23 protein-coding genes are annotated in these 26,575 nt (G+C 67.2%); 15 read left to right on the top strand and 8 right to left on the bottom strand.

The window, feature by feature from the left end; genetic code table 11:
* On the top strand, positions 1-1,499 hold a 1,499-nt coding region (gene rpoN, locus EAH76_RS11765), incomplete at its 5' end, for an RNA polymerase factor sigma-54 (RefSeq protein WP_140850349.1).
* 57 nt (positions 1,500-1,556) lie between these two features.
* On the opposite strand, the gene EAH76_RS11760 is transcribed toward rpoN, so the two are convergent.
* Positions 1,557-1,877, bottom strand: a complete 321-nt coding sequence (locus tag EAH76_RS11760; protein WP_140850348.1) for a tetratricopeptide repeat protein — start codon at positions 1,875-1,877, stop codon at positions 1,557-1,559.
* 187 nt (positions 1,878-2,064) lie between these two features.
* Here EAH76_RS11760 and EAH76_RS11755 point away from each other — a divergent pair, with 187 nt between their 5' ends.
* Complete coding sequence (locus EAH76_RS11755; protein ID WP_140850347.1) at positions 2,065-2,397, top strand: hypothetical protein; 333 nt, start codon at positions 2,065-2,067, stop codon at positions 2,395-2,397.
* A gap of 21 nt (positions 2,398-2,418) precedes the next feature.
* Here EAH76_RS11755 and EAH76_RS11750 read toward each other — a convergent pair whose 3' ends face one another.
* A complete protein-coding gene (locus EAH76_RS11750) occupies positions 2,419-2,907 on the bottom strand; it encodes a hypothetical protein (protein ID WP_140850346.1) in 489 nt (162 codons plus the stop codon).
* 66 nt (positions 2,908-2,973) lie between these two features.
* A complete protein-coding gene (locus tag EAH76_RS11745; RefSeq protein WP_140850345.1) occupies positions 2,974-3,972 on the bottom strand; it encodes a ligase-associated DNA damage response exonuclease in 999 nt (332 codons plus the stop codon).
* Positions 3,973-4,205: 233 nt separating this feature from the next.
* Here EAH76_RS11745 and EAH76_RS11740 point away from each other — a divergent pair, with 233 nt between their 5' ends.
* From EAH76_RS11740 to EAH76_RS11715, 5 genes are all read left to right on the top strand, one after another.
* Positions 4,206-4,934 carry a hypothetical protein gene (locus EAH76_RS11740; RefSeq protein WP_241659644.1) on the top strand — a complete coding sequence of 243 codons (729 nt, stop codon included), beginning with the start codon at positions 4,206-4,208 and terminating at the stop codon, positions 4,932-4,934.
* Positions 4,935-4,984: 50 nt separating this feature from the next.
* Positions 4,985-7,399: a ligase-associated DNA damage response DEXH box helicase gene (locus tag EAH76_RS11735; protein ID WP_194150977.1), complete on the top strand. Its 2,415-nt coding sequence runs from the start codon at positions 4,985-4,987 to the stop codon at positions 7,397-7,399.
* A 333-nt stretch (positions 7,400-7,732) separates the two neighbouring features.
* On the top strand, positions 7,733-8,686 hold the full coding sequence (locus tag EAH76_RS11725) for an aspartyl protease family protein (protein WP_140850344.1): 954 nt from the start codon (positions 7,733-7,735) through the stop codon (positions 8,684-8,686).
* A 236-nt stretch (positions 8,687-8,922) separates the two neighbouring features.
* Positions 8,923-10,332, top strand: coding sequence for a M20/M25/M40 family metallo-hydrolase (locus EAH76_RS11720; RefSeq protein ID WP_140850343.1), 1,410 nt, complete (start codon positions 8,923-8,925; stop codon positions 10,330-10,332).
* Between the two features lie 313 nt (positions 10,333-10,645).
* Entirely contained in the window at positions 10,646-11,818 is a 1,173-nt protein-coding gene (locus EAH76_RS11715) for a zinc-dependent alcohol dehydrogenase (protein WP_140850342.1), read from the top strand.
* Between the two features lie 117 nt (positions 11,819-11,935).
* Here EAH76_RS11715 and EAH76_RS11710 read toward each other — a convergent pair whose 3' ends face one another.
* A complete protein-coding gene (locus EAH76_RS11710; protein ID WP_140850341.1) occupies positions 11,936-13,870 on the bottom strand; it encodes a potassium transporter Kup in 1,935 nt (644 codons plus the stop codon).
* Positions 13,871-14,007: 137 nt separating this feature from the next.
* On the opposite strand from EAH76_RS11710, the gene pdeM reads away from it, so the two are divergent.
* A complete protein-coding gene (gene pdeM, locus EAH76_RS11705; protein WP_140850340.1) occupies positions 14,008-14,697 on the top strand; it encodes a ligase-associated DNA damage response endonuclease PdeM in 690 nt (229 codons plus the stop codon).
* Between the two features lie 186 nt (positions 14,698-14,883).
* Here the strand turns inward: pdeM and msrA are convergent, their stop codons facing one another.
* On the bottom strand, positions 14,884-15,540 hold the full coding sequence (gene msrA / locus EAH76_RS11700) for a peptide-methionine (S)-S-oxide reductase MsrA (RefSeq protein ID WP_140850339.1): 657 nt from the start codon (positions 15,538-15,540) through the stop codon (positions 14,884-14,886).
* Positions 15,541-15,629: 89 nt separating this feature from the next.
* Positions 15,630-16,259 (bottom strand): DedA family protein, encoded by a 630-nt coding sequence (locus tag EAH76_RS11695; protein ID WP_140850338.1) that lies wholly within the window; start codon positions 16,257-16,259, stop codon positions 15,630-15,632.
* A gap of 258 nt (positions 16,260-16,517) precedes the next feature.
* Here EAH76_RS11695 and rpiA point away from each other — a divergent pair, with 258 nt between their 5' ends.
* The 6 genes from rpiA to EAH76_RS11665 all read left to right on the top strand — a co-directional run bounded on the left by rpiA (position 16,518) and on the right by EAH76_RS11665 (position 23,624).
* Entirely contained in the window at positions 16,518-17,186 is a 669-nt protein-coding gene (gene rpiA, locus EAH76_RS11690) for a ribose-5-phosphate isomerase RpiA (protein WP_140850337.1), read from the top strand.
* Positions 17,187-17,267: 81 nt separating this feature from the next.
* Complete coding sequence (tkt, locus tag EAH76_RS11685; protein ID WP_140850336.1) at positions 17,268-19,355, top strand: transketolase; 2,088 nt, start codon at positions 17,268-17,270, stop codon at positions 19,353-19,355.
* A gap of 211 nt (positions 19,356-19,566) precedes the next feature.
* Positions 19,567-20,676: a transaldolase gene (gene tal, locus EAH76_RS11680; protein ID WP_140850335.1), complete on the top strand. Its 1,110-nt coding sequence runs from the start codon at positions 19,567-19,569 to the stop codon at positions 20,674-20,676.
* Positions 20,677-20,786: 110 nt separating this feature from the next.
* Entirely contained in the window at positions 20,787-21,770 is a 984-nt protein-coding gene (gene gnd / locus EAH76_RS11675) for a phosphogluconate dehydrogenase (NAD(+)-dependent, decarboxylating) (RefSeq protein ID WP_140850334.1), read from the top strand.
* Positions 21,767-22,564, top strand: coding sequence for a Cof-type HAD-IIB family hydrolase (locus tag EAH76_RS11670; protein WP_140850333.1), 798 nt, complete (start codon positions 21,767-21,769; stop codon positions 22,562-22,564). Before gnd ends, EAH76_RS11670 begins: the two co-directional genes overlap by 4 nt.
* Positions 22,565-22,610: 46 nt before the next feature.
* A complete protein-coding gene (locus EAH76_RS11665) occupies positions 22,611-23,624 on the top strand; it encodes an acetamidase/formamidase family protein (RefSeq protein ID WP_140850332.1) in 1,014 nt (337 codons plus the stop codon).
* A gap of 133 nt (positions 23,625-23,757) precedes the next feature.
* Here EAH76_RS11665 and EAH76_RS11660 read toward each other — a convergent pair whose 3' ends face one another.
* Entirely contained in the window at positions 23,758-24,321 is a 564-nt protein-coding gene (locus tag EAH76_RS11660; RefSeq protein WP_140850331.1) for a cytochrome b, read from the bottom strand.
* A gap of 101 nt (positions 24,322-24,422) precedes the next feature.
* On the opposite strand from EAH76_RS11660, the gene EAH76_RS11655 reads away from it, so the two are divergent.
* Entirely contained in the window at positions 24,423-25,853 is a 1,431-nt protein-coding gene (locus EAH76_RS11655; RefSeq protein ID WP_140850330.1) for a glycosyltransferase family 2 protein, read from the top strand.
* Here EAH76_RS11655 and EAH76_RS11650 read toward each other — a convergent pair whose 3' ends face one another.
* The gene (locus EAH76_RS11650; protein WP_140850329.1) at positions 25,854-26,531 is read right to left on the bottom strand and encodes a response regulator; all 678 of its coding nucleotides are present in this window, start codon (positions 26,529-26,531) and stop codon (positions 25,854-25,856) included. It abuts the gene before it with no gap.
* Positions 26,532-26,575: the final 44 nt, after the last annotated feature.

Raw genomic sequence — 26,575 nt, 5'->3', positions numbered from 1 at the left:
TCGCCCCGCGCCTAGACCTGCGCCAGTCGCAATCGCTGGTGATGACGCCGCAGCTCCAGCAGGCGATTCGCCTGCTCGCGCTGTCGAACCTCGAGGTCGAGGGCTTCCTCGCCGAGGAGATCGAGCGCAACCCGCTGCTCGAGGCGAGCGCGCCCGAGGACGACGGCCCGACGCAGGAACGCGAGGCCGAAACGCCGATCCGCGACGAACCCGCCACCGCCGACGAACTGCTGCTGGGCGGCGGCGATTCGGGCGAGGCGTCGCTCGACGTCGATTTCACCGCCGAGAGCTTCCACCATGACGGCCCCGCCGATCAGGCGGGCGGCGCGGGGATGGACGGATCGCTCGGCCTCAATGGAGCGAGCAGCGGCGGCGGGTTAGGCGAGGACGGCCCCGATTTCGACGGTTTCGCCGATACCGGGCTCAGCCTGTCGGACCATCTGCTTGCGCAGGCCGGCACCGCGGTCGATGGCGCGGACCTGTTCATCGCCGCGCATCTGATCGATCAGATCGACGAATGCGGCTATCTCACCGCGTCGCTGCTCGACATCGCGACGCGGCTCGGCGTGCCACTCGTCCGCGTCGAGCAGGTGCTCGGCATCATCCAGACCTTCGAGCCGACCGGCGTCGGCGCGCGCGATCTTGCCGAATGCCTCGCGCTCCAGGCGAAGGAGGCCGATCGCTACGATCCCTGCATGGCGCGGCTGATCGACAATCTCGATCTCGTCGCGCGCGGCGATCTCGCGCGGTTGCGGCGGCTGTGCAATGTCGATGACGAGGATCTCGCCGACATGATCCGCGAACTCCGCGGCTACGATCCCAAGCCCGGCTGCCGCTTCGGCGGCGAGCCGACCCAGGCAGTGGTGCCCGATCTGTTCGTCGCCAAGCGCAAGGACGGCTGGGGCATCGAGATCAACGCCGCGACTCTCCCGCGCGTGCTGGTCAACCGCAGCTATTACACCGAACTGTCGAGCGCGCGCGGCGACAAGGCGTCGAAGGCGTGGCTCGGCGACATGCTCGCCAGCGCCAATTGGCTGGTCAAGGCGCTCGACCAGCGCCAGCGCACGATCATCAAGGTCGCCGCCGAGATCGTGAAGCAGCAGGAAGGCTTCTTCCTCAATGGCGTCGCGCATCTCAAACCGATGACGCTGCGTCAGGTCGCCGATGCGATCGAGATGCACGAATCGACGGTGTCGCGCGTCACCAGCAACAAATATCTGTCGTGTGCGCGCGGGCTCTACGAGCTCAAATATTTCTTCACCTCGGCGATCCAGTCGTCCGAGGGGGGCGATGCGGTGTCGGCGCAAGCGGTGAAATCGGCGATCAAGGCGCTGATCGGGGCCGAGGGCGACAAGATCCTGTCGGACGACACGCTGGTCGAATTGCTCAATGCCAAGGGCTTCGACATCGCGCGGCGCACGGTCGCGAAATATCGCGAGGCGCTCGGGATCGGATCGTCGGTGCAGCGCCGGCGGGCGCGGGCGCTTGAGGGCGCGTAAAGGGGACGCCTGATTGGAGCGCGAGCCGGCCCGACCGAGGTCAGGCCGGCGGCAAGCTCAGCGTGCGGTCAGCGCAACGTCGCGCGCGAGCGCGCGCTTGGCGACCTGGTGCGACCAGACGGCATCGCCGGTCGGCGTTTCGAGCATCGCATTGTCGAGCGTGAGCGCGCGACGCAGCGCGGTATTGGCATCGGCGGCGCGGCCTGCGCGCTGATAGGCGGCGGCGAGTTCGATCGCGACACCGCCATCGCGCGGCGAAATCTGCGAGACGGTTTCGAGCGTGCGCACGGCTGCGGCGGGATCGCGCGACGGAGCGGCTGCGGCCGGAGCGACGGCCGCGCCTGCGACAAGGATGGCGATAGCGAATTTCAGGGTCATGATGAGTCTCCTATTTGGTCTGTTACAGAATGATGACACATTTGCTGCATATCTGTGAAGCTATAATTTCACTTACGTGAAGATGCGGAATCTACGCGGGTGGAGGCGATGTTTTCGATCGGCTTGATCGAAGTTCGCCGTGGCGCGTTGGGGGTGCGGCTCGTTCGGAGCCGTGAAGGAATCGAGAATGCGTAAGGCAATCATGGCGGCGCTCGCCGCGACGTTGACGGTGAGCGCGGCGCTGCCGGCGACCGCCCAGGTCAACCTCCGCCAGCGGAATCAGGAACGTCGGATCGACGCGGGCGATCGCTCGGGCAAGCTGACGCGCGTGGAAAGCGCACGGTTGAAGGCGCAGCAGCGCTCGATCGAGCGGCTTGAGGCCCGCCAGCGCGCCCGCCACGGCGGACGCCTGACATCGGCCGACAAGCGCATGATCCACGATCGCCAGGCCCAGGCAGACCGCGCGATCACGCACCAGAAGCATGACAGCCAGCGCGGGCGGAACCACCTCAAGCTGTAAAGCGCGCGGTGGCGCCGCCGGCTATTTTGCCGGCGGTGCCGCCTTCGGCGTTCCCGCCTCGCCGATCAGCGCACCGAGCGCGTTGGAATCGGCGAACTTGCCCAGTTGCTGCAGTTCCTTCTGCACCAGCGGGTCGCTCATCAGGCCGCGCATCGCGACGCTGCCTAGCGTTCCGAAGCTCGCCTCGATCGTCGATGCGCCATCATATTTGATCGCTTCGAGCGCCTGCGGGCGGCAGTCTACCGTCAGCACCCGATTGAAATACACCCCGGTCCGCCGGTTGAAATCCTCGCGTTGCGCAGGGGTTATCGACGACAAGGCCTTGACCGCGGGCCCCGCCGATATCGCCGAGAAGACCCATTGTACGAGGAGCGTCTGGTCAGCCTGCGAGCTGTGATCGACCAGGCATTGCGACAGGGCGTCGCCGAAGCTGCTGGCATGGGCCATCGTCGGCGCGACGGCGGCGAGAAGTGCGCCCGCCAAACAAGCCTGCATCGATCGCGTCACCATGCTGCTTTCCCCCAAAACCCAAGCGATATCTATGCTTGCGGAGAAAGAGCGTCCAGCGCGATCGGCTCAGTCGTCCTCATCCTCATAGCCCGACAGCGCGAGCGCGCGTGCCTTGATCTGGCGGGTCTGGCACCAATGGACGAGCGCATCCTCGCGCCCATGCGTCACCCACACTTCCTTGGGCGCGATCTCGGTCAGCGTGTCGGTCAGTTCGTCCCAATCGGCGTGGTCGCTGAGGATCAGCGGCAGCTCGACCCCGCGCTGCACCGCGCGCTGCCGCACGCGCATCCACCCGGACGCCATCGCGGTGATCGGATCGGGCAGGCGCCGCGACCAGCGATCGGCCATCGCGCCGGGCGGCGCGATCACGACATGCCCCATCATCTCGGCCTTGGCGGCGACCGTCGCGGGGCGGAGGTCGCCGAGCTCGACGCCGTGCGCCTGATACAGCGCGCACAATTTCTCGAGCGCACCGTGGATGTAGATCGGCGCGTCATGCCCGCGCGCGCGCAGCTCGGCGATGACGCGCTGCGCCTTGCCGAGCGCGTACGCGCCAACCAGCACGCAGCGCGTCGGATTGGCGTGGAGCGCGGCGGTCAATTTGTCGATCTCGTCGCCGGTCTCGGGGTGGCGGAACACCGGCAATCCAAACGTCGCCTCGGTGATGAACACGTCGCATTTGACCGGCTCGAACGCTGCGCAGGTCGGGTCAGCGCGGCGCTTGTAATCGCCCGACACGACGACGCGCTCGCCGCGATATTCGAGCAGGATCTGCGCCGAGCCGAGCACGTGGCCGGCGGGAACGAAGGTGGCTCGCACGTCGCCGAAGGTGTGGCTGTCGCCGTACGCGACAGCGTTCCCGGGCTGCGGGCCGTAGCGCGCGTCCATGATCGCGAGCGTCTCAGGCGTCGCCCACACCGCATCGTGCCCGCCGCGCGCGTGGTCGGCATGACCGTGCGTGACGAGCGCTACAGGGGAGGGGCGCGACGGGTCGATCCACACGTCGGCGGGCTTCACGTAAATTCCGTGCGGGTGCGGATCGATCCAGTCGCCGAGCTTTGCCATCAAGGCTATATGGGTGGGACGCGTTTGAGTTCCAAATCTCCCTCTCCCATCGGGAGAGGGAAGGGGCCCGCTCGGCGTAGCCGAGTGGGAAGGGTGAGGGCAGTTACGACGCTCTGCCCTCACCCTTCCGTCGCTTCGCTCCTCCCTCCCTCTCCCACAGGGAGAGGGACTTGGGCGCGCACGGACGGCGGAAACGCCTTGGATTGGCCCCATTGCTGTAGGATCGATGCGGTATGACCAGCTCACCCTTCGCCCGTGCAACCCGCCATCGCAGCAGGATCCCCGCCCTCGCCCTGATCGCGCTGGCGACGGCCGCGCCAAGCACCGCCGCCCACGCCGACGCGTTGCAAACCCGGATCGTCGCCACAGCCCGCGCCACGCCGACCGCGCGCCATGCCTTTCGCCGCACGCTGGCGTTCGAGCGGACCGGCGCCCCGCGCACGACCTATGTCGAGCAGTTCGATCCCAGCCGCTCGCCCGCAGAGCGCTGGTCGCTGATGAGCATCGACGGCCGCGCGCCGACGCCCAAGGAAATCGAGAAGTCGCGCAAAACCAATCACGGGCCGATTCCGTCCTACGCTAAACTCGCGGACTGGTTCGGCGGCCCCGCGACGCGGAGCGAAACGGGCGGCGGCGTGCTGTATCGTTTTGCGCGGCTGCCGGCGGGCACCTTTAAGATCGGGTCGCACGATGCGTCCGCCGATACGCAGGTCGAGGCGATGGTCAACACCAGCGGCGCGGTGCCGTTCGTCGAGCATGTGCGGATGACGTCAAACAAGAGCTTCAGCGTCATGCTGGTCGCCTCGCTACGCAGCATCACGGTCGACCAGCGCTATCGGCTGCTCGGCGACGGAATCGCGGTGCCGTCGGATGCGACCAGCGCGCTGACGGGCGCGATGATGGGCAAGGCCGGGACGATGCGCACCACCACGAGCTACACCGAGTTTCGCGCAATTCCGTGATCGCGCGCGCGGGGCTGGTCATTGGCGCGCCGCGCACCCCATATCGGGGCGTGAGCGTATTCGACCTTCCCGCCCCGATCACCGACTGGTTCGCTGCCAAGGGCTGGGCTCCGCGTGCGCACCAGCTCGCGATGCTCGACGTCGCGCGCGCCGGGCATCACGGCCTGCTCGTCGCGAGCACCGGCGCGGGCAAGACGCTCGCGGGATTCCTCCCGACGCTGACCGAATTGATCGAAAGCCCCACGCAGGGGCTCCACACGCTCTACGTCTCGCCGCTGAAGGCGCTCGCAGTCGACGTCCAGCGCAACCTGCTCACCCCGATTGCCGAGATGGGCCTCGACATCCGCGTCGAGACGCGCACCGGCGACACCCCGTCGGACCGCAAGGCGCGCCAGCGGATCAAGCCGCCGCAGATCCTGCTGACCACCCCGGAATCGCTTAGCCTGCTGCTCAGCTACCCCGACAGCGGGCTGATCTTCGAGAACCTCAGGACGATCGTCGTCGACGAAGTCCACGCCTTCGCCACCGGCAAGCGCGGCGACCTGCTGTCGCTGTGCATGGGCCGCCTGCAACGCCTCGCGCCCGATCTGCGCCGCGTCGCGCTGTCGGCGACGGTGGCCGATGCCGACGGCTATCGTGCCTGGCTCGCGCCCGATGGCGATATCGATACGGTCGATCTGGTGCAGGGCGAACCCGGCGTCCCCGCCAATATCGCGATTCTGCTGCCCGAGGGGCGTGTGCCTTGGTCGGGCCATTCGGGCCGCTACGCCGCCGAGCAGGTGATGGCCGAGATCGAGACGCACAAGACCTCGATCGTCTTCTGCAACACGCGCAGCCTCGCCGAGCTGATCTTCCAGGATCTGTGGAAGGTCAACGCAATGAGCCTGCCGATCGGCATCCACCACGGCTCGCTGTCGCTGGAAGCGCGGCGTAAAGTCGAAGGCGCGATGGCGGATGGCAAGTTGCGCGGCCTTGTCGCCACCGCCAGCCTCGATCTCGGGGTCGATTGGGGCGATGTCGATTGCGTCATCCAGATGGGCGCGCCGAAAGGATCGTCGCGATTGCTGCAGCGGATCGGGCGCAGCAATCACCGCATGGACGAGGCATCGGAGGCGGTGCTCGTCCCCGGCAACCGCTTCGAATATCTCGAAGCCCGCGCCGCGCTCGACGCGGTTGATGCGGGCGAGCTCGACCCCGATATCTTCCGCATGGGTGGGCTCGACGTCCTCGCGCAGCATATCATGGCGTGCGCCTGCGCCGCGCCGTTCCGCGAGGACGAGATGTTCAGCGAAATCCGCTCGGCGCTGCCCTATTCGGCGCTCACCGACGAGACCTTCAGCCGCGTGCTCGGCTTCATCCGCGACGGCGGCTATGCGTTGCAGGCCTATGACAAGTTCAAGCGGCTGACGCAGGATGCCGACGGCCTGTGGCGCGTCAGCCACCCCAAATTTGTTGCGCAGCATAGATTGAACGCAGGGATCATCGTCGAGGCGACGATGCTCACCGTCCGCTTCAAGAACGGCCGGAGCCTAGGCAAGGTCGAGGAGGGGTTCGCGGCAACGCTCAGCCCCGGCGACACCTTCTTCTTCGCCGGCATGAGCCTCGAGGTGATGGGCATGGACACCGAGGATCTGCTCGTCCGTGCCACCGCCCGCCCGGCGCGGATCCCGACCTATGGCGGCGCGCGGATGGCGATGTCGACCAACCTCGCACAGCGCGTCCGCGGTTTCCTCGCCGACCCTTCCGAATGGCCGCGCTTCCCCGACGACGTGCGCGAATGGCTCGAAATGCAGCAGCGCCGCTCGACGCTCCCCGCGCCCGGCCAGTTGCTCGTCGAGACCTTCCCGCGCGAGGGGCGGCATTACATGGTCGCCTACAGCTTCGAGGGCTGGAACGCGCATCAGTCGCTCGGCATGCTCGTCACGCGGCGGATGGAGACGCTCGGGCTCAAACCGATGGGCTTCGTCTCGAACGACTATGCGCTGGCGTGCTACGGGCTCGAGCCGATCACCGACCCGCAATCGCTCTTCTCGGCCGACATCCTCGAGGACGAATTCGTCGACTGGGTACAGAGTTCGGCGCTTCTGAAACGCGCCTTCCGCGAAGTCGCGGTGATCGGCGGCCTCGTCGAGCGCCAGCACCCCGGCAAGCGCAAGACCGGCAAGCAGGTCACCTTCTCGACCGACCTGATCTACGACGTGCTGCGCAAATACGAGCCCGGCCATCTCCTGCTCGAAGCCGCCTGGGCCGACGCCCGCGCGCGGATGACCGATGTCGGGCGCCTCGCCGATCTGCTCGACCGCGCCGCCGACACGATGCTCCACGTCGATCTCGAGCGCGTCTCGCCACTCGCGGTGCCCGTCCTCACGCTGATCGGGCGCGAGAAGATCGCCACCGGCCTCGCCGACGACGCGCTGCTGATCGAGGCCGAAGCGCTCGCCGCCGAGGCGATGCGCCCCGACTGAGCCGATTCGTCACCCGGGCCCTGTGCCGGGGCCCACCGTGCCGCGAGCGATGCGGAGGATCGTGCGCGCATCCCGGTGGACCCCGGACAAGCCCGGGGTAACAGGTCTCCCGACGAGCGCCATCTTGCCTACCGTCATCCCAGCGAAAGCTGGGATCTCCCCGCAACGGGCACCGCGCCAGCGTCGCGAGACCCCAGCTTTCGCTGGGGTGACGCTGTGGGTAGCGCGGTGGGTGACGCGCTGGGTCTCGCAGTGGGTAACGGAGCGGGTGGTGCCGGTCTGGCGCTCGCTCCCCCGCTTGTGAAGCGCCCGAAACGGGCGTAGTTTGCGGGCATGTTTCCGGCGCTGCTTCTAGCTGTTCCGCTCGCCGCATTGCTGGCCACGCCCCAACCCGTGCTGCAGCCTCCGCCCGATCCTGCTGCGCAGCATGAGCCGCAGCAAACCCCCGCCGACCAGCTCGCGTTCGTCACCGACGGCCTACGCATGACGGTCCCCGTGACGATCGGCCCCGCAGGCCCGTACCGCTTCGTCGTCGACACCGGATCCGAACGCACCGTCATCGCGCGCGAGCTCGCGACGACGCTCGGCCTCGCCCCCGGGCGCAGCGTCCACGTCACCGCGATGGCGGGATCGGCGCAGTTCGCGACCGTCGTCATCCCCGATCTGCGGATCGGTTCGCCGATCGGCGGCGCGCGGCTGACGGGCACGCAGATCGAGGCGCCGGCCTTTGTCGAGCGGCATCTCGGCGCGTCCGGGCTGGTCGGGATCGACACGCTGCAGGGCCATGCCGTGACGATCGACTTCGCCGGCGCGACGATGACGGTCACGCCTTCGACCAAACGCACGCGCAAGGAGCATTTCGGCCGCGACGACATCGTCATCCGCGCGCGCAATTTGTTCGGCCAGCTCGTCGTCACCGATGCGACCTATCACGGCCACAAGGTGCGCGTCGTGATTGACACCGGCGCCGATACCAGCATGGGCAATGTCGCGCTGCGCCAGCTCGTCGCCGCCGATGCGGTCGCCTTGCCCGCGATCACGCTGACCAGCGTCACCGGCGCGGTGCTGCGCGCGGATTATGCCGAGCTCGATAAGGTTCAGATCGGCGATGTCGGGCTCGCGCATCTGCCCGTCGCCTTTTCGGATGCAGCGCCGTTCGCGCGGCTCGGCTTGCGCGGCCGTCCGGCCTTGCTGCTCGGGATGGATGCGCTGCGGCTGTTCGGCCGCGTGCGGATCGACTTCGCCAACCGCGAACTCCGCCTCGCCCAGCCGAAGGCGGAGCGGTAGCTCTTAAGCCCCTCCCCTTCAGGGGGGGGGGGAAGGGGGGTGGGGGACGCCTCGCAGAGATCGGCGCTCGCGACTTCCCCACCCCAACCCAGCGTCAGGTCGGTCAGGCCCCCGGCCTGACCTGAACCGCGAGGCGCGCGGTTTACCTGACGCTCCTGAAGGGGAGGGGCTTTTAGTCGCCCGTTGCGTTCCCCCGCGACCGCGCTAGCCTCGCGTCCAAACACAGGGGGCTGTCCATGTTCGCACGCATCACCAAGATCCTCGCCACGACCTTGCTCGCCACCACCGCGCTCGCCAGCGCCGCCACCGCGCAGGACCGCCCCGACCAGAAGGCCTATCTCGGCCTCTACAAGGAGCTGGTCGAAACCAACACCACGCTGTCCTCGGGAAGCTGCACCACCGCCGCCGCGCAGATCGGCGCGCGATTGAAGGCGGCGGGCTTCGCCGATTCCGACCTCACCTATTTCAGCGTCCCCGATCATCCCAAGGAAGGCGGCCTCGTCGCGATCCTCAAAGGGAGCGATGCCAAGGCCAAGCCGATGCTGCTCCTCGCCCATCTCGACGTGGTCGAGGCCAAGCGCGAGGACTGGACGCGCGATCCGTTCAAGCTGATCGAGGAAGACGGCTATTATTACGCCCGCGGCAGCACCGACGACAAGGCGATGGCCGCGATCTGGGCCGACAGCCTGATCCGCTTCAAGACCGAGAAGTACCGTCCCAAGCGCACGATCAAGCTCGCGCTCACCTGCGGCGAGGAGACCACCTTCGCCTTCAACGGCGCGCAGTGGCTCGCGCAGAACAAGCCCGACCTCATCGCCGCCGAATTCGGCCTCAACGAAGGCGGCGGCGGCCAGATGACCGATGACGGAAAGCGCCTCGCGATGTTCATGCAAGTCGGCGAGAAGGCCGCGCAGAACTTCACGCTCACCGCCACCAACCCCGGCGGCCACAGCTCGCAGCCCGTCCCCGACAATGCGATCTACCAGCTCGCCGACGCGATCGAGGCGATCCGCGCTTACGAATTCCCGATCAAATTCACCGACACGACGCGCGCCTTCTTCACGGGCGCCGCCCCCGCGCAGCCGCCTGCGATGCGCGACGCGATGCTCAAGCTCGTCGCCAACCCCGCCGACGCCGCGGCCGACAAGATCGTCAGCACCGACAAGACCTTCCACTCGACGCTGCGCACCACCTGCGTCGCGACGCTGCTCAGCGCCGGCCATGCCGAGAACGCGCTCCCGCAGCGCGCCACCGCCAACATCAACTGCCGCATCTTCCCGGGCGAGACCGTCGAGGGCACGCTCGCCAAGCTCCAGCAGCTCGCCGGCGCCGCGGTGAAGGTCAGCGCCAACGCGCCGATCCGCCCCGTCGCGGTCCCGCCCACGCTCGACCCCAAGGTGATGCGCCCGGCGCAAGCCGTTGCCGCCAAGCACTTCCCCGGCCTGACGATCCTGCCCTTGATGTCGACCGGCGCGACCGACGGCATTTTCTTCGAGGGCATCGGCATCCCGGTCTATGGCGTGCCGGGGATCTTCATGACCGGCGACTTCAACCGCGCGCATGGGCTGAACGAGCGGATCAACGTGAAGTCGTTATATGACGGGCGGGATTATCTGTTCGATCTGGTCAAGGCCTACGCGGGGTAGGGGGCGTTCCGCTCCCCGCCCCAACCGTCACCCCGGGCCCGTCCCGGGGTCCACCGCACCGCGTGTGCTGACCCGCAAGGCGCGCATCACGGTGGACCCCGGCACGAGGCCGGGGTGACGGCTTGGGGGCAACCTGGCCACTGATCCTCGCCTTGCCTCGTGTTGCGCGCGCGGCGCGCTTCGTCCCGAACCTGATCCCGATCAGCCTGAAAAACAAAAGCTTACGCCCCCCATTCCGCACCCTGACGCGTTGGGCCGCTTGAAGACTCTTCCGCACCCCCCGGCGGAAGCATCCAACAATCGGAGACGAAACATGCGCGCATTGGTATGGCACGGCAAAGGCGACGTCCGCGTCGACACCGTCAAGGACCCCGAAATCCAGCATCCGCGCGATGCGATCATCAAGGTGACGGCCTGCGCGATCTGCGGCTCGGACCTCCATCTGCTCGACGGCTATCAGCCGACGATGCAGGCCGGCGACATCCTCGGCCACGAGAACATGGGCGAAGTCGTCGCCTTGGGCTCGGAAGTCACCAACCTCAAGATCGGCGACCGCGTCGTCGTCCCCTTCACGATCAGCTGCGGCGATTGCTTCTTCTGCCGCAAGGGCCTGTTCTCGGCGTGCGAGCGCACCAACCCCAATGCCGAAATGGCGATCAAGGCGATGGGCCATTCGCCCGCCGGCCTGTTCGGCTTCAGCCACATGCTGGGCGGCTATTGCGGCGGCCAGGCCGAATATCTGCGCGTGCCGATGGCCGATATCGGCCCGATCAAGGTGCCGGACAGCGTCACCGACGAACAAGCCCTGTTCCTCTCCGACATCTTCCCGACCGGCTATATGGCCGCCGAGAATGCGCAGATCGAACCCGGCGACACGGTCGCGATCTGGGGCTGCGGCCCGGTCGGCCAGTTCGCGATCCGCTCGGCGCTGATACTGGGTGCCGGCCGCGTCATCGCGATCGACGAAGTCCCCGAGCGGCTGCTGATGGCGCAAGCCGGCGGCGCCGAGACGATCGATTTCAGCGAGACCGAGAACGTCTATGACGAGCTGCAATTCCGCACCAAGGGCCGCGGCCCCGACAGCTGCATCGACGCGGTCGGCGCCGAGGCATCGGGCCATGGCAGCTTCGATGCGGTGCTCGACAAGACCAAGGCGGCGGTCGGCCTCGCCACCGATCGCATCCACGTGCTGCGCGAGGCGATCATGAGCTGCCGGATGGGCGGCACGGTGTCGATCCCCGGCGTCTATGTCGGGATGGGCGACAAGGTCCCGCTCGGCGCGATGATGAACAAGGGGCTGACGATCAAGACCGGCCAGACCCACGTCCAGGCCTATACCGCACCGCTGCTCGCGCGGATCGAGGCCGGTGACATCGACCCGAGCTTCGTCGTGACGCACCCGGCGAGCCTCGAGGATGCGCCCGAGATGTACAAGAAGTTCCGCGACAAGGAGGACGGGGTGATCAAGGTGGTGTTGCGACCGTAAGGCGCGCTGCGACCCATTACGCTGCCAACCGCCCCTCGTCGGCTATGCCGGCGGGGGGCGTCTTGTAGATGCAGATCGCGCCGCGATGGGGATGACCGGAGCACGGCTCCGCCGAAATCAAACCGTAACCTGCTCCCCCAACTCCAGCACCTTCCCCGGCGGGATGCGCAAAAAGTCGGTCGGGTCGCTCGCATTCCTTTGCAGGAACATGAAGATCCGGTCCTGCCACAGCGGCATGCCCTGGTCGGCGGCGGGCTTGATCGTGTTGCGGCCGATGAAATAGCTCGTCTTGGCGGGGTTGAGCGACTTCTTGTGGCTCACCGCCTCCAGCCCCAGGTCGCGCGGCACGTCGGGCGATTCCATGAAGCCATAGGTCAGCACGATGATCGTGAAATTGGCGTCGACCGGGCGGATCTCGGCGCGCTCGTCCTGCTCGACCGAGGGGCGGTCGGCGGTGCGGATGCTGCAGATCAGGTTCTTCTCGTGGAGCACCTTGTTATGCTTGAGATTGTGCAGCAGCGCGCCCGGTGCGCTGTCGGGGTTGGCGGTGAGGAACACCGCGGTCCCCTCGACGCGCTCGGGCGGGCGCTTGGCGAGTGCTGCCGCCAGGTCGGCGAGCGGGACGCTCTGGCGCAGCTCGAACGCGCGGACGATCCCGCGCCCGCGGTTCCAGGTGTAGATGATCAGGCCAATCACAGCGGCGACGACCAGCGGCACCCAGCCACCCTCGATCACGCGCAGGATGTTCGCGCCGAAGAAGATCAGGTCGAGCGTCAGGAACGGCAGGATGACGGCGAGCGCGAGCGGGCGCCCCCAGTTCCAGCGATGCCGCACGACGATGTACGCGAGCAGCGTCGTCACCACCATCGTCCCCGTCACCGCGATGCCGTACGCCGCGGCCATTGCCGAGGAGGTGCGGAACTGGATCACCAGCACCAGCACGCCGACCAGCAGCAGCCAGTTGATCGAGGGGAGGTAGATCTGCCCGGCCTGCGTCGCCGAGGTCTGGCGGATCCGCAGGCGGGGGAGGAGCCCAAGCTGGATCGCCTGCTGCGTCAGCGAGTACGCCCCGGTGATCACCGCCTGGCTGGCGATGACGGTGGCCATCATCGCGAGCACGATCAGCCACGGGCGGATCCCCTCGGGCGCCATCAGGAAGAACCAGTCCTGGTTGACGAACGGCTTGCCCGCCGCGGCGGCGGACTCGAGCGCGCTCAGCGCATAGGCGCCTTGCCCGAGATAATTGAGGATCAGGCACGGGAAGACGAGCACGAACCAGCCGATGCGGATCGGCAGGATCCCGAAATGCCCCATGTCGGCGGTCAGCGCCTCGGCGCCGGTAACGGTGAGGAACACCGCGCCGAGCACGAACAGCCCGGTCACGCCGTGCGTCGCGAGGAAGATCGCGCCGTAATGCGGCGAGATCACGCGCAGGATCGAGGGCTCGTCGGTGATGTGCCACAGCCCGAGCGCGCCGATCGCGAGGAACCAGACGATGCAGACCGGGCCGAACAGCGCCGAGACGCTCGCCGTGCCGCGGCTCTGGATGAAGAAGAGCGCGACGAGGATGACGATCGTCACGCCGAGGATCACCGAATCGGTGAACATGCCGTCGAGACCCGGGATCGTCTTCAGCCCCTCGACCGCCGACAGCACCGACAGCGCCGGGGTGATGATCGCATCGCCATAGAAGAGCGACGCGCCCGCCGCGCCGAGCACCAGCGCGATCAGCGAGCGCTTGCCGAGCGCCCGCCTGGCGAGCGCGGTCAGCGCAAGCACGCCGCCTTCGCCCTGATTGTCGGCGCGCATCAGGAAGATGACGTATTTGACCGTGACGACGAGGATCAGCGACCAGATCGCCAGGCTCAGCACGCCGAGGATCTCGCTGGGGTCGAGCCCATCCTTGGCGGTCAGATTGAGCGCCTCGCGAAACGCGTAGAGCGGGCTGGTGCCGATATCGCCGAACACCACGCCGATCGCGCCGATCGTCAGCGCGACGAGCGCGGGGTGGGGTGCGGTTTTTGCAGCAATGCTGTCAGTGGCAGAGGTCATAAGCAGGTGATGGCTCGCCGAGGAGGACGGCGCGCTTTACGCCCGTCACGCCTTTGCGCAAGCGGTTTGACCGGCGTGGGGGTGCGTTGGGCGGGACGGCGTTGCATGGCTGCATCGATTGCGACATAGGCAAGGGCATGGTTCCCTTTTCGTTCGCCCCTCTCAGCTTCGGGGGCCATTCCTTGCTCGCCTTGCGGAGCGGCGCCTTGTTCTGGCCCGAACGCGGCGCGTTGTTGGTGGCCGACCTGCATTTCGAGAAAGCGAGCTGGTTCGCGCGGAGCGGGCAGATGCTGCCGCCGTATGATTCGCTCGCGACGCTCGCCGATCTGAGCGCTTTGGTCGCGGCGCTGAGCCCCCGCGAGATCTGGTGCCTGGGCGACAGTTTTCACGATCCCAAGGGCTGCGAGCGGTTGCCCGCGGCGGCGCAGGCGACGCTGCGCGGGCTGACCGGGGCGGCGCGCTGGACCTGGATCACGGGCAATCACGATGCGGGGGCCGAGGCGGGGCTGGTCGATCATTGCGGCGGCGTGGTGCTCGACGAGGCGGTGGTCGACGGACTGGTCCTGCGCCATGAGGCGAGCGCCCGCGAGACGCGGCCCGAACTGTCGGGGCATTTCCATCCCAAGCTACGCCTGCGCGTGCGCGGCCGCAACGTCTCGCGCATCTGCTTCGTCGCGACACCGACCAAGCTGATCCTGCCCGCCTTCGGCGCGTTGACCGGCGGGCTCGACGTCGATCACCCCGAGATCATCCGCGCGGTCGGGCCGGGAGCGGAGGCGCTGATCCCGGTCGAGGACAAGCTGCTGCGCTTCAAGGTCGCGGCTTAGGGTTTAGGATGAGCCCCTCCCCTTCAGGGGAGGGGTTGGGGTGGGGCTGTAACGGGCGCTAGCTCTCTACGAGGCACGTCCCCACCCCAAACCCAGCAACAGGTCGGTCAGGCCCCCGGCCTGACCTAAACCGCCCGGGGGGCGGTTTACCTGTTGCTCCTAAAGGGGAGGGGCTAAGAAGAAGGATCAGCTCGCCAGCTGCGGGAACCCCGCCCGGAACGCCGCCACCTTGGGCTTGTCGAAGGTCACGATATACGGGTGGTTCGGGTTCCGGTCGAAGAAGCGCTGGTGATAGTCCTCCGCCGGAAAGAACGACCCGCTCTCGATCTTCGTCACGATCGGCTTGGCAAACACATGCGCCTGCCCAAGCTGCGCGATATACGCCGCCGCCACGCCGCGCTGCGCCGGGCTCTGCGGGAAGATCGCCGAGCGATAGCTATAGCCGCTGTCGGGCGTCTGGCGGTTGAGCTGCGTCGGATCGTGCGCGACCGAGAAATAAACGCGCAGCAGCGTCGCATAGCTGACCTTGGCGGGATCATAGACCACGCGGATCGCCTCGGCATGCTGCGTCGTCTCGGTCGAAACCTGGTCGTAGGTCGCAGTCTCGCGCGTGCCGCCGGCGTAGCCCGCGGTGACCTTGCGGACGCCCTTCACATGCTCGAACACCGCTTCCATTCCCCAGAAACAGCCGCCCGCGAAGATAGCGGTCTGCGGGCCGCTCGCGGTGACGTCGGTCTTGGACGCGGGGATCGGCACCGCGCGCTCGGCTTTCGCCGTGCCGCCGCCGAGTGCGAAGACGGCAATTCCGGCGAGGCCGGCAGTGATCAGGACGGGCTTGAACATCGGGACACCTCTGAAAACAGACATGACGGCATTCGCCTCATGCACGCGTCAAGTTACGCTTTGACGGTCCACAAAGATGTCGTGTCGAATCAGTGCCGCTTCAAGCCACGCACGCGGTGCCAGATGTAGAAAACGACCGCGCCGACCAGCACGACCGCGATCACCGCATCCGCGCTGTGGAACGCCGCCTTCATCGCGGGGCTCTTGTTCCACTGATCGCCGAGCTTCATGCCGACCCAGGCAAGCCCGAAGCACCACGGCCACGATCCGAGAAAGGTGTAGATGTGGAACGGCACCAGCGGCATCCGCGCGACGCCCGCCGGGAAGGCGATGAACGAGCGGATCACTGGCAGCAGCCGCCCAATCAGCACCGCCATATTGCCGAAGCGCGCGAAGAAGCGATCGGCGGCGTCGAGCTCGCCGGGACCCACCAGCACATAGCGGCCCCAGCGCTCGGCGAGCGGCCGCCCGCCGCGCTTGCCGATCTCATAGGCGACAATCGACCCGAGATTGCACCCGATTGCGCCGGCGGTGGCGGCGAGGAACAGGTCAAAGCGCCCGGTCGAGACGAGATAGCCGGCGAACGGCATGATGATCTCGGACGGCAGCGGAATGCACGCCGACTCGATCGCCATCAGCAGCGCGATGCCGAGATAGCCGCCGCTCGAAATGACGCCGATGGTGAAGGTGGCGAGAATGCCGAGGATTCGTTCGATCATAGCCGCGTGCTTTGCCGTGGCGTGGGGGCGGGGGCTAGGGGAAAGTGCGGCACGGCTTCTTCTCCCCTCCCTGGAAGGGAGGGGCTGGGGGTGGGTCGGCCTAGGGTGGGTGCCAACCGCGACAACGGGCCGACCCACCCCCAACCCCTCCCTTCCAGGGAGGGGAGGCTCAATCGGTGGCGTTTCGCTTCCAGCGAACGTCGAAAAGCGAGAAGCGCCTTCGACAAGCTTGCGACGAAAGGGCTAAGGACTGCCGTCATGAACGAGTCCGACAAACGCCTCGCCGCGCTGGCTGCCGTCGCCGAGGTCCGCCCCGGCATGATCGTCGGTCTCGGCACCGGCTCGACCGCTGCCTTCGCGATCGCGGCGCTCGGCGAACAGGTCCGCGCTGGCCTGCAGATCCAGACCGTCGCCACCAGCCTCGCCACCGAAGCGAGCGCCCGCGAGGCCGGCATCCCGCTCATCGAGATGCCCGCGCGGATCGACCTCACGATCGATGGCGCCGACGAGATCGACGCCGCGCTCAACGCCATCAAGGGCGCCGGTGGGGCGATGCTGCGCGAGAAGGTCGTCGCCGCGGCGAGCGAGCGGATGATCGTGATCGCCGATGGCTCGAAGCGCGTCGCCGCGATCGGCGCGGCGAAGATCCCGGTCGAGATCCTGCCTTTTGCGCAGGCGTTCGTGGCCGCGCGACTCGCCGAGCTCGGCGGCGCGCCGATCCCGCGTGCCGGATTCGTCAGCGATCAGGGCAACCCGATCCTTGATTGCCGCTTCCCCGCCGACATCGACCACGCCACGCTCGCCGCTGCTATCGACGCGATTCCCGGCGCGCTTGGCCAAGGATTGTTCCTCACCGAGGTCGATGCCGCCTATATCGCGACCGATGGAGTCGTTACGCGGCTGGAACGCGGCGACGCGAGCGCTTAAAGCGCGACCGTTATCTTCAACCTCGGGCAACCCGACCGACGCGCGAGCGTTCACCGACCACAGCAAAAGGCGACCCACTGCATGGCCGATACCCAGACCCCATCGAACCCCGCAACTGCGCTCCACGAGGATGGCAGCCCAGAACGGCTCCAGATCGACACGATCCGCACGCTGGCGATGGATGCGGTGTCGACCGTTAAATCGGGCCATATCGGCACGCCAATGGCGCTCGCGCCGGTCGGCCACACGCTGTGGACCAAGTTCCTGCGCACCGACCCGTCGACCCCGGACTGGCCCAATCGCGACCGCTTCGTGCTGTCGGTTGGCCATGCCTCGATGCTGCTCTATGCGCTGCTGCACCTCGCCGGCGTCGAGGAGATCGATCGCGATGGCAAGAAGTCCGGCGCACCCGCGGTCAGCCTCGACGACATCAAGGCCTTCCGCCAGCTCGGCTCGAAGACGCCGGGCCATCCCGAATATCGCCACACCACCGGCGTCGAGACGACGACCGGTCCGCTTGGTGCCGGCTGCGGCAATTCGGTCGGCATGGCGATCGCCGAGCGCTGGCTCGCCGCGCGCTACAATCGCGACGGCTTCAAGCTGTTCGATCATGACGTCTACGTCTTCTCGGGCGACGGCGACTTGATGGAGGGCGTCGCGAGCGAAGCCGCCAGCCTCGCCGGTCACCTCAAGCTGTCGAACCTGTGCTGGGTCTACGATTCGAACCATGTCTCGATCGAGGGCGGCACTGATCTCGCGTTCGACGAGGATGTCGGCAAGCGCTTCGAGGCCTATGGCTGGCACGTCCTCCACGTCAACGACGCGAATGATTGCGCGGCGATGGCGGCGGCGCTCGACAGCTTCAAGGCCTGCGACGACAAGCCGACCTTCATCGTCGTCCACAGCATCATCGGCTATGGCAGCTCGATCCAGGGCACCGCGAAGGCGCACGGCGAAGCGATGACGCTCGACGACATCGCCAACACCAAGAAAGCCTATGGCTGGGATCCCGAAGCGAAGTTCCTGGTGCCCGACGGGGCCAAGGAAGGCTTCCACAAGGCGGTCGCCGATCGCGGCACGCCGCTTCGCGAAGCATGGGACGAGATGCGCGCGCGCTATGCCGATGCGTATCCCGAACTGTCGAAGGAACTCGACGCGCTGCTCACCAGCCAGCTCCCCGAGGGCTGGGATGCCGACGTGCCCGTGTTCGATGCCGATCCCAAGGGCATGGCGTCGCGCGATGCCGGCGGCAAGGTGATGAACGCGATCGCCGCCAAGGTGCCGTGGCTGGTCGGCGGCTCGGCCGATCTCGCGCCCTCGACCAAGACGCTGATCGACGGCGGCGGTTCGTTCCAGGCCGACGACTATGCCGCGCGCAACCTGCATTTCGGCGTGCGCGAACATGGCATGGGCGCGGTCGTCAACGGTATGGCACTGTCCTATCTGCGGTCCTATTCGGCGACCTTCCTGGTCTTCTCCGATTACATGCGCCCGCCGATCCGGCTCGGTTCGCTGATGGAATTGGGCGCGACCTATGTCTTCACGCACGACTCGATCGGCGTCGGCGAAGACGGCCCGACGCATCAGCCGATCGAGCAGGTCATCTCGCTGCGCGCGATCCCAGGCCTCGACACGATCCGCCCGGCCGATGCCAATGAAACCGCCTGGGCGTGGAAGGCGGCGATGCAGTCCGCCAACCACCCGACCGCGCTGATCCTGTCGCGCCAGGCTCTGCCGACGATCGACCGTTCGAAATATGCGAGCGCCGAGGGGCTGATGAAGGGCGGCTATGTCCTCGCGGATAGCGAGAACCCGCAGGTCATCCTGATCGCGACCGGCTCGGAAGTGTCGCTCGCGCTGGAGGCGCATGACAAGCTCGTCGCGCAGGGCATCGCATCGCGCGTCGTCTCGATGCCAAGCTGGCATCGCTACGAGAGTCAGGACGAAGCCTATAAGGAATCGGTCCTGCCAAAGGCGGTCACCGCGCGGCTCGCAATCGAGATGGGCAGCGAGATCGGCTGGGACCGCTATGTCGGCACGCACGGCAAGACGATCACCATGTCGACCTTCGGTGCCTCGGCCCCGATCGCCAAGCTGCAGGACAAGTTCGGTTTCACCGTCGACAATGCCGTCAAGCTCGCGACCGAAATGGTCAACGCGGCGAAGTAAGGAAGCCTGGGCCGACCTCCCTGTCGCCCTCGCGAAAGCGAGGGTCCCGCTTCTTTTTCCGAGCGCGGGCCAGGCAGCGGGATCCCCGCCTTCGCGGGGATGACGGGGAGGGGACCCAACACTAATCGCCCCATTGGGGTTGTTCGCGTAACCGCCGTGCCCAAATGCAGGGCTACAAGGGCGCACGATACAGATTTACGGAGAAGCACAGATGGGCCGTTTGAACGATCTCGCAGCATTGGGTCAGGCCGTCTGGCTCGACTTCGTCGACCGCAAGTTCCTCGCCGAGGGCGGACTGCAGAAGATGGTCGATGAGGATTCGCTGACCGGCGTCACGTCGAACCCGTCGATCTTCGAAAAGGCGATGGGCCACGGCGACGCGTACGACGCCGAGCTCGCCGCCTACGACAAGACCAATCCCGAAGCGCCGACGATGGACCGCTACGAGCATCTCGCGATCCTCGACATCCAGGCCGCCGCCGACACGCTGCGCCCGGTCTACGACCGGCTCGGTTCGAAGGACGGCTATGTCAGCCTCGAAGTTTCCCCCTATCTCGCCAACGACACCGACGGCACGATCGCCGAGGCGCAGAAGCTGTGGAAGGCGGTCAACCGCCCGAACCTGATGATCAAGATCCCCGGCACCCCCGCCGGCGTCCCCGCGATCGCCGCGACGATCGATGCCGGGATCAACGTCAACGTCACTTTGCTCTTCTCGCAAAGCGCGTATCAGGCGGTCGCCGAAGCCTATGTCGAAGGCCTCGAGAAGCGCGCCGCGCGCGGCGAGCCGATCGACCGCATCGCCAGCGTCGCGAGCTTCTTCGTCAGCCGGATCGATTCGAAGATCGACGACAAGATCGACGCCGGCGTCGGTGGCGATGCCGCCAAGCCGCTCAAGGGCAAGGTCGCGATCGCCAACGCCAAGCTGGCCTATGCCTGGTATGAAGAGTTTATCGCGTCGGCGCGCTGGCAGGCGCTCGCTGCCAAGGGCGCGCAGGTTCAGCGGCTGCTCTGGGCGTCGACCGGCACCAAGAACCCCGACTATCCCGACACGCTGTATCTCGACACGCTGATCGGCAAGGATACGGTCAACACCGTGCCGCCCAAGACGCTCGACGCGTATCGCGAGCGCGGCACTGCGGCGGCGACCTTGAACCAGGACGTGGCAGGCGCGCGCCAGGTCATCTCGGATGCCGAGCGGCTCGGGCTCGACCTCGACGGCGTCACCGACACGCTGGTCGAGGAGGGCGTCGCATCCTTCTCCAAGGCGTTCGACGATCTGCTCGGCGCGATCGCGGCGAAGCACCCCGCGCACGCCTGAGCGTGTGATCGCACACCCGCTGTTCGCGCATCGACATGGTCGGCGCGAACGGCGGGTCTCGCGCTCCTAGAAATCCTCTCACCTTTTCAAACAGTCGGCGGAGTTTAGCCATGAAGATCGGGATCATCGGCCTTGGCCGCATGGGCGGCAATATCGCGCGGCGGCTGATGCGCGCTGGGCACGAGACGGTCGTGTTCGACCGCAACGCCCCCGCAGTCGAGGGGCTCGTCGCCGATGGCGCGGTCGGCGCCACCTCGCTCGAGGACATGCGCGACAAACTCGACAAGCCCGGTATCTACTGGGTGATGCTCCCCGCCGGCGACCCGACCGAGCAGACGATCGCGACGATCGGCGGCTTCGACACCAAGGGCGACATCATCATCGATGGCGGCAACAGCTTCTACAAGGACGACATCCGCCGCGCCAAGGCGCTGACCGAGCAGGGCACGCACTATGTCGATGTCGGCACGTCGGGCGGCGTCTGGGGGCTCGAGCGCGGCTATTGCATGATGGTCGGCGGGTCGAAGGAAGCGGTCGACACGATCGACCCGATCCTCGCCGCCCTCGCACCGGGCATCGGCACGATTCCGCGCACGCCGGGCCGGATCGAGGAGAATGAGGATCCGCGCGCCGAGCAGGGCTATATTCACGCAGGCCCCGCGGGCGCCGGGCATTTCGTCAAGATGGTCCACAACGGCATCGAATACGGCCTGATGCAGGCCTATGCCGAGGGCTTCGACATCCTCAAGGGCAAAGCGTCGGACAAGCTGCCCGAGGACGAGCGCTTCGATCTCAATCTGACCGACATCGCCGAAGTGTGGCGCCGCGGCAGCGTTATCTCGTCGTGGCTGCTCGATCTCACCGCGATCGGCCTCGCCAAGGACCAGAACCTCGAACAGTTCACCGGCAGCGTCGCCGATTCGGGCGAAGGCCAGTGGACGATCGACGCCGCGATGGAGGAGAAGGTCCCCGCCAACGTGCTCACCGCCGCGCTGTTCGCGCGTTATCGCAGCCGCGTCGATCATACTTTCGGCGACAAGCTGCTGTCGGCGATGCGCTTCGGCTTCGGCGGGCATGTCGAGATGCCGCAATGAGCGTCAACCTCGTCGTCTCCGATGTCGACGGCACGCTGGTCGACAAGAAGAAGCAGGTCACGCCTGGCGTCAAGGCGGCGGTCGCGCGGCTGCGCGAAGCGGGCGTGCAGTTCACGATCGTCAGCGCGCGGCCACGCTCGGGGATGATGCCGATCGCCGAGGCACTCGGCATCGACGCGCCGATGGGCGCGTTCAACGGCGGCACGGTGTTCACCCGCGACGGCACCGTTACGAGCCAGCATTACGTCCCCCGCGCGGTGGTCGAGGGCGTGTTCGCGGTCGTCAAAGGCGCCGCGGTCGACACCTGGGTCTTCGCCGACGACAAATGGTATGCCAGCACCGATCAGGGCGGGCATGTCGGCAGCGAAAAGCTCGCTTCGAACCAGGCCCCGATTGTGACGCAGGACTTCTCGGATCTGTTCGACCGCGTCGACAAACTGACCTTCGTCAGCGACGACGCCGATCTGCTCAAGGCGCTCGCCGAACAGGCCAAGGGCTATGGCGACCGCGCGACGATCGCGCAGTCGCAAGTCTATTATCTCGACGTCACCGCGCTCGCCGGCAACAAGGGCGACGGCGTCGCGGCGCTGTCGAAAACGCTCGGCGTCCCGCTCGACGAGATCGCCGTGCTCGGCGACCAGGCCAACGACTTGCCGATGTTCGCGCGCGCGGCGGTCTCGTACGCGATGGGGCAGGGGCCAGAAGCGGTCCGCGCCAAGGCGACGCATGTCGTGGCGAGCAACGACGAAGACGGCGTCGCCGAGGCGATCGACGCGATCCTCGCTGGACGCTGAACGCGGCGTGCGCCACCTTTGCCCGAACGGGTGAAAAGGGGGACGCATGCGATACTGGATGGGATGGATCGGGCTGGCCGTCGCCAGCCCGCTGGTGGCCAAGACGCATGACCTCGCCGCCACGCCGCAGACAGTCGCCTGGGGCCATTACGATGCAACCTCGAAGCCCGTCCTGACGATCGAGTCGGGCGATACCGTCGTCGTCCACACACTGCTGACCAACAGCCCGGCGGGTCTCGAGAAAGCCGGCGTCGCGCCCGCCGATGTCGAGCCGGCGCTGCGCGCGGTCTATGCCGGCGTGCCCGCGACCGAGCGCGGCCCGGGCGGTCATGTGCTCACCGGCCCGATCGCGATCACCGGTGCGGAACCCGGCGACACGCTCGAGATCCGCATCCTCAAGATCGATCTCGCGATCCCTTATGCCTACAACGCGTTCCGCTATGGCGCGGGGTTCCTGACCGACGATTTCCCCTATGCGCGGATGAAGATCGTCCCGCTCGACCGCAAGGCGATGCTCGGCCGCTTCGCGCCGGGCGTGGATGTGCCGCTGCGGCCGTTCTTCGGCAGCATGGGGGTGGCACCGCCGCCTTCCTTCGGTCGCTATGACTCCGCGCCGCCGACGATCAATGGCGGCAATATGGACGACAAGGCGCTCGTCGCGGGAACGACGCTGTTCCTGCCGGTGCATGCCAGCGGCGCGCTGTTCCAGGTCGGCGACGGCCATGCCGCGCAGGGCAATGGCGAAGTCGATATCACCGCGCTCGAAACCTCGCTGACGGGGACGCTGCAGTTCATCCTGCACAAGGGCGTCGCGGCGCCGTACCCACGTGCGGAAACACCGACGCACTATATCGCGATGGGCTTCGACGACGATCTCAGCAATGCGACGCGGAAAGCGCTGCGCAACATGATCGACTTCCTCGTGGCGACGAAGGGTATGACGCGCGACGACGCATACATGCTCGTCAGCGTGGCGGGCGATGTCGAGGTGACCGAACTCGTCGATCGCAACAAGGGCGTCCACGTGATGCTGCCCAAGGCGGTCTTCACCAAGCGGTAGCGGTGCGGCGCCTCACGTCACCCCGGCCTTGTGCCGGGGTCCACCGTGCCACGCACATGCGGCGGCAGGTCTCGCGTCGCGGTAGGCCCCGGAACAGGTCCGGGGTGACGGTTGGGGTGGGACTCCCGCCCCCCTACCGCCGCCCGAACCACATCCGCTGCAGTTCTTGCGACCGATCGAGCCACTGGTGCTTGATCGCCCCCGCCAGATGCAGCGCGACCAGCGCATAGACGGCGTAAGCGATGATCTCGTGCGCCTCGCCAAACCCGTCATGCACCGCCTTCTTGGTCGCCGGGTCGAGCGCCATGATGAAGCCGAGCCGCGGCCACTCGAACAGGCCGTAGAGGAACATCGGATGGCTCGCCGCATCCTTGTAGGCCGAATCCATGATCCACCCTGTCAGCGGCATCGCGAACAGGATCAGGTACAGCCCCCAATGCACGATGTGCGATGCGCCGACTTCCCAGCGCGCATAGCCCTGCGGTAGCGGCGGCGGGCGGTGGCCCAGGCGCCACAGGATACGCAGCAGCGCGAGCCCGAGGATCGTGATGCCGATCGACTTGTGCAGATCGATCGCCGGGCGCACCTGCGCATCGGCGAGGTTCGGCCAGGTCCAGGCGAGCAGGACATTGGCGACGATCAGCGCGGCGATGATCCAGTGAAGCACGATGGCGACGGTAGTATAACGCTGCAACATGGACCCGCTCCGGCGACAGTTTGGATCGAGCCTAGCGGCGCGGCGCTGGCTGCGCTAGGCGCGTCATCGCCCGTTCATCCAGTATCGGTAACGCCTCCGCAATGACCTCGCTTGCCGAAACGCTCGTTGCGGAATCGCCGCGCCTGACCCCGCGGCGCGTGCCGATCGCGAGTCGGTTGATAGGCGCGATCGGGCCGATCCTGTTCCTCGCGCTGTTCGTCCAGGCGTTCACGCGGCAGAGCCTCGCGGTCTGGTCGATCGGCATCGCCTATATCCTCTACGACACGGCTTTGCTCGCGTTCACCGCGTGGAACATCCGCGACCTGCGCCAGGCGCCGCACCCGGCACCGGCGATGCTGCCGAGCTTCGGCGTGCTGGTCGCGGCGCACAATGAGGCGGGGGTGATCGCCGCCGCGATCGATCGGCTCGCCGGGCAGGACATGCCGCCCGACCTCATCCTGATCGCCGATGACGGATCGAGCGACGCCACCGCCGAAGTGCTCGCGCGGCGCTACGGGCTCGCCGTGCCCCCGCTCGGGACGATGACGCCGCCCTCATCGGTCCTGCCGTCGCTGCGCTGGCTGCGGCTGCGCCACGCCGGCAAGGCGCGTGCGCTCAATGCCGCGATGCTGCAGGTCGAGACCGAGATCGTGCTGACGGTCGATGCCGACACCCTCCTCGAACCCGGTGCGATCGCCGCGATGCGCGCCGCCTTCGCCGCCGAGCCGACGCTGGTCGCGGCGACCGGGGTGCTTGCGCCGATCTGCGGGCGCGACTTGCAGGGGCGCTTCTTCGAGTGGTTCCAGACCTACGAATATGTCCGCAACTTCCTGTCGCGCCATGCCTGGGAGCGGCTCGACAGTTTGCTGCTGATCTCGGGCGCGTTCGCCGCGTTCCGGCGCGAGGCGGTGGTCGCGGTCGGCGGGTTCGATCCCGATTGCATGGTCGAGGATTATGAGCTGATCCATCGGCTCTACCGCCACGCCGCCGATCATGATCGCGACTGGACGATCCGCGTCGTCGGCGGCGCGCTGGCGCGGACCGATGCGCCGGCCAGCCCGATGGCGTTCCTGCGCCAGCGGCGGCGCTGGTTCGGCGGCTTCCTCCAGACGCAGCACTGGAACCGCGACATGGTCGGCGCGCGGCGCTTCGGCTGGCTCGGCACCGCGATGCTGCCGGTCAAGGCGCTCGATACCGTGCAGCCGATCTACGGGCTCGCGGCATTCGCGATCCTCGTCGGGCTGGTGGTCAGCGGGCGCTTCACGCTCGCTTTCCCGATCCTGCTCGTGATGCTCGCCAAGATCGCGATCGACCTGACCTTCCACCTCTGGTCGCTCAGCATGTACAAGCGCTGGACCGGGCAACGCGAGGGGCTGGCGCTGTTCCCCGCGCTGATCGCGGCGATCCTCGAGCCGTTCAGCTTCCAGCTGCTGCGCCATGCCGGTGCGGTGTGGGGCTGGCACGCCTTCCTGACGGGCCGCGAAAGCTGGGGGCGGCAACAGCGCACCGCGATCGTCGCGCCCGCCGAATAGCTACGCGACCAGTCGATAGCCGATCCCGGGCTCGTTGAGCAGCAGCGCCGGCGCGCCCGGATCGAGCTCGAGCTTCAAGCGCAACGCGCGCACCGCGACGCGCAGATATTCGACATCGTCGAGATGCCCGTCGCCCCACACCACGCGCAGCAGATGCGCGTGCGTCAGCAGCTTGCCGGCATGCCGCGCCAGCTCGGCGAGCAAGGCGAATTCCTTGCGCGTCAGCTTCACCACCGCGCCATCGCGCCACACCTGATGCGCCGACAGGTCGATCTCGACCGGCCCGACCTTCAATCGGTCCTGCCCCGCTGGTGTGGCATTGTGCCGCCGCAGCACGACCCGCATCCTTGCCAACAATTCCTCGGTATCGAACGGCTTCACGACATAATCGTCGGCGCCGAGATCGAGCGCTGCGACCTTCTCCGCGGTCGCATCGCGCGCGGTGAGGACGATTACCGCGCGATCCATCGCTTTCAGCAGCGGGACGAGCTCGATCCCGTCGCGATCGGGCAGACCGAGATCAAGCAGCACCAGCTCGCACCCCGGCCGATGCGCGAGCGTAAGCGCATCGGCGGCGGTGGCGGCTTCGTCGGCGGTCATCCCGGCGCGCTCGACCGCGCCGCGCACGAGGCGGCGGATCGCGGACTCATCGTCGACGATCAGGATTTGCGCAGTCATCGGCTGCCCCCTGCCGTCACCCCGGCCTTGTGCCGGGGCCCACC

Origin of the sequence: Sphingomonas glacialis (assembly GCF_006439055.1) — a bacterium.
GTDB classification, from domain to species: Bacteria; Pseudomonadota; Alphaproteobacteria; order Sphingomonadales; family Sphingomonadaceae; genus Sphingomonas; species Sphingomonas glacialis_A.
This window is presented reverse-complemented; position numbering and strand designations above follow the sequence as displayed.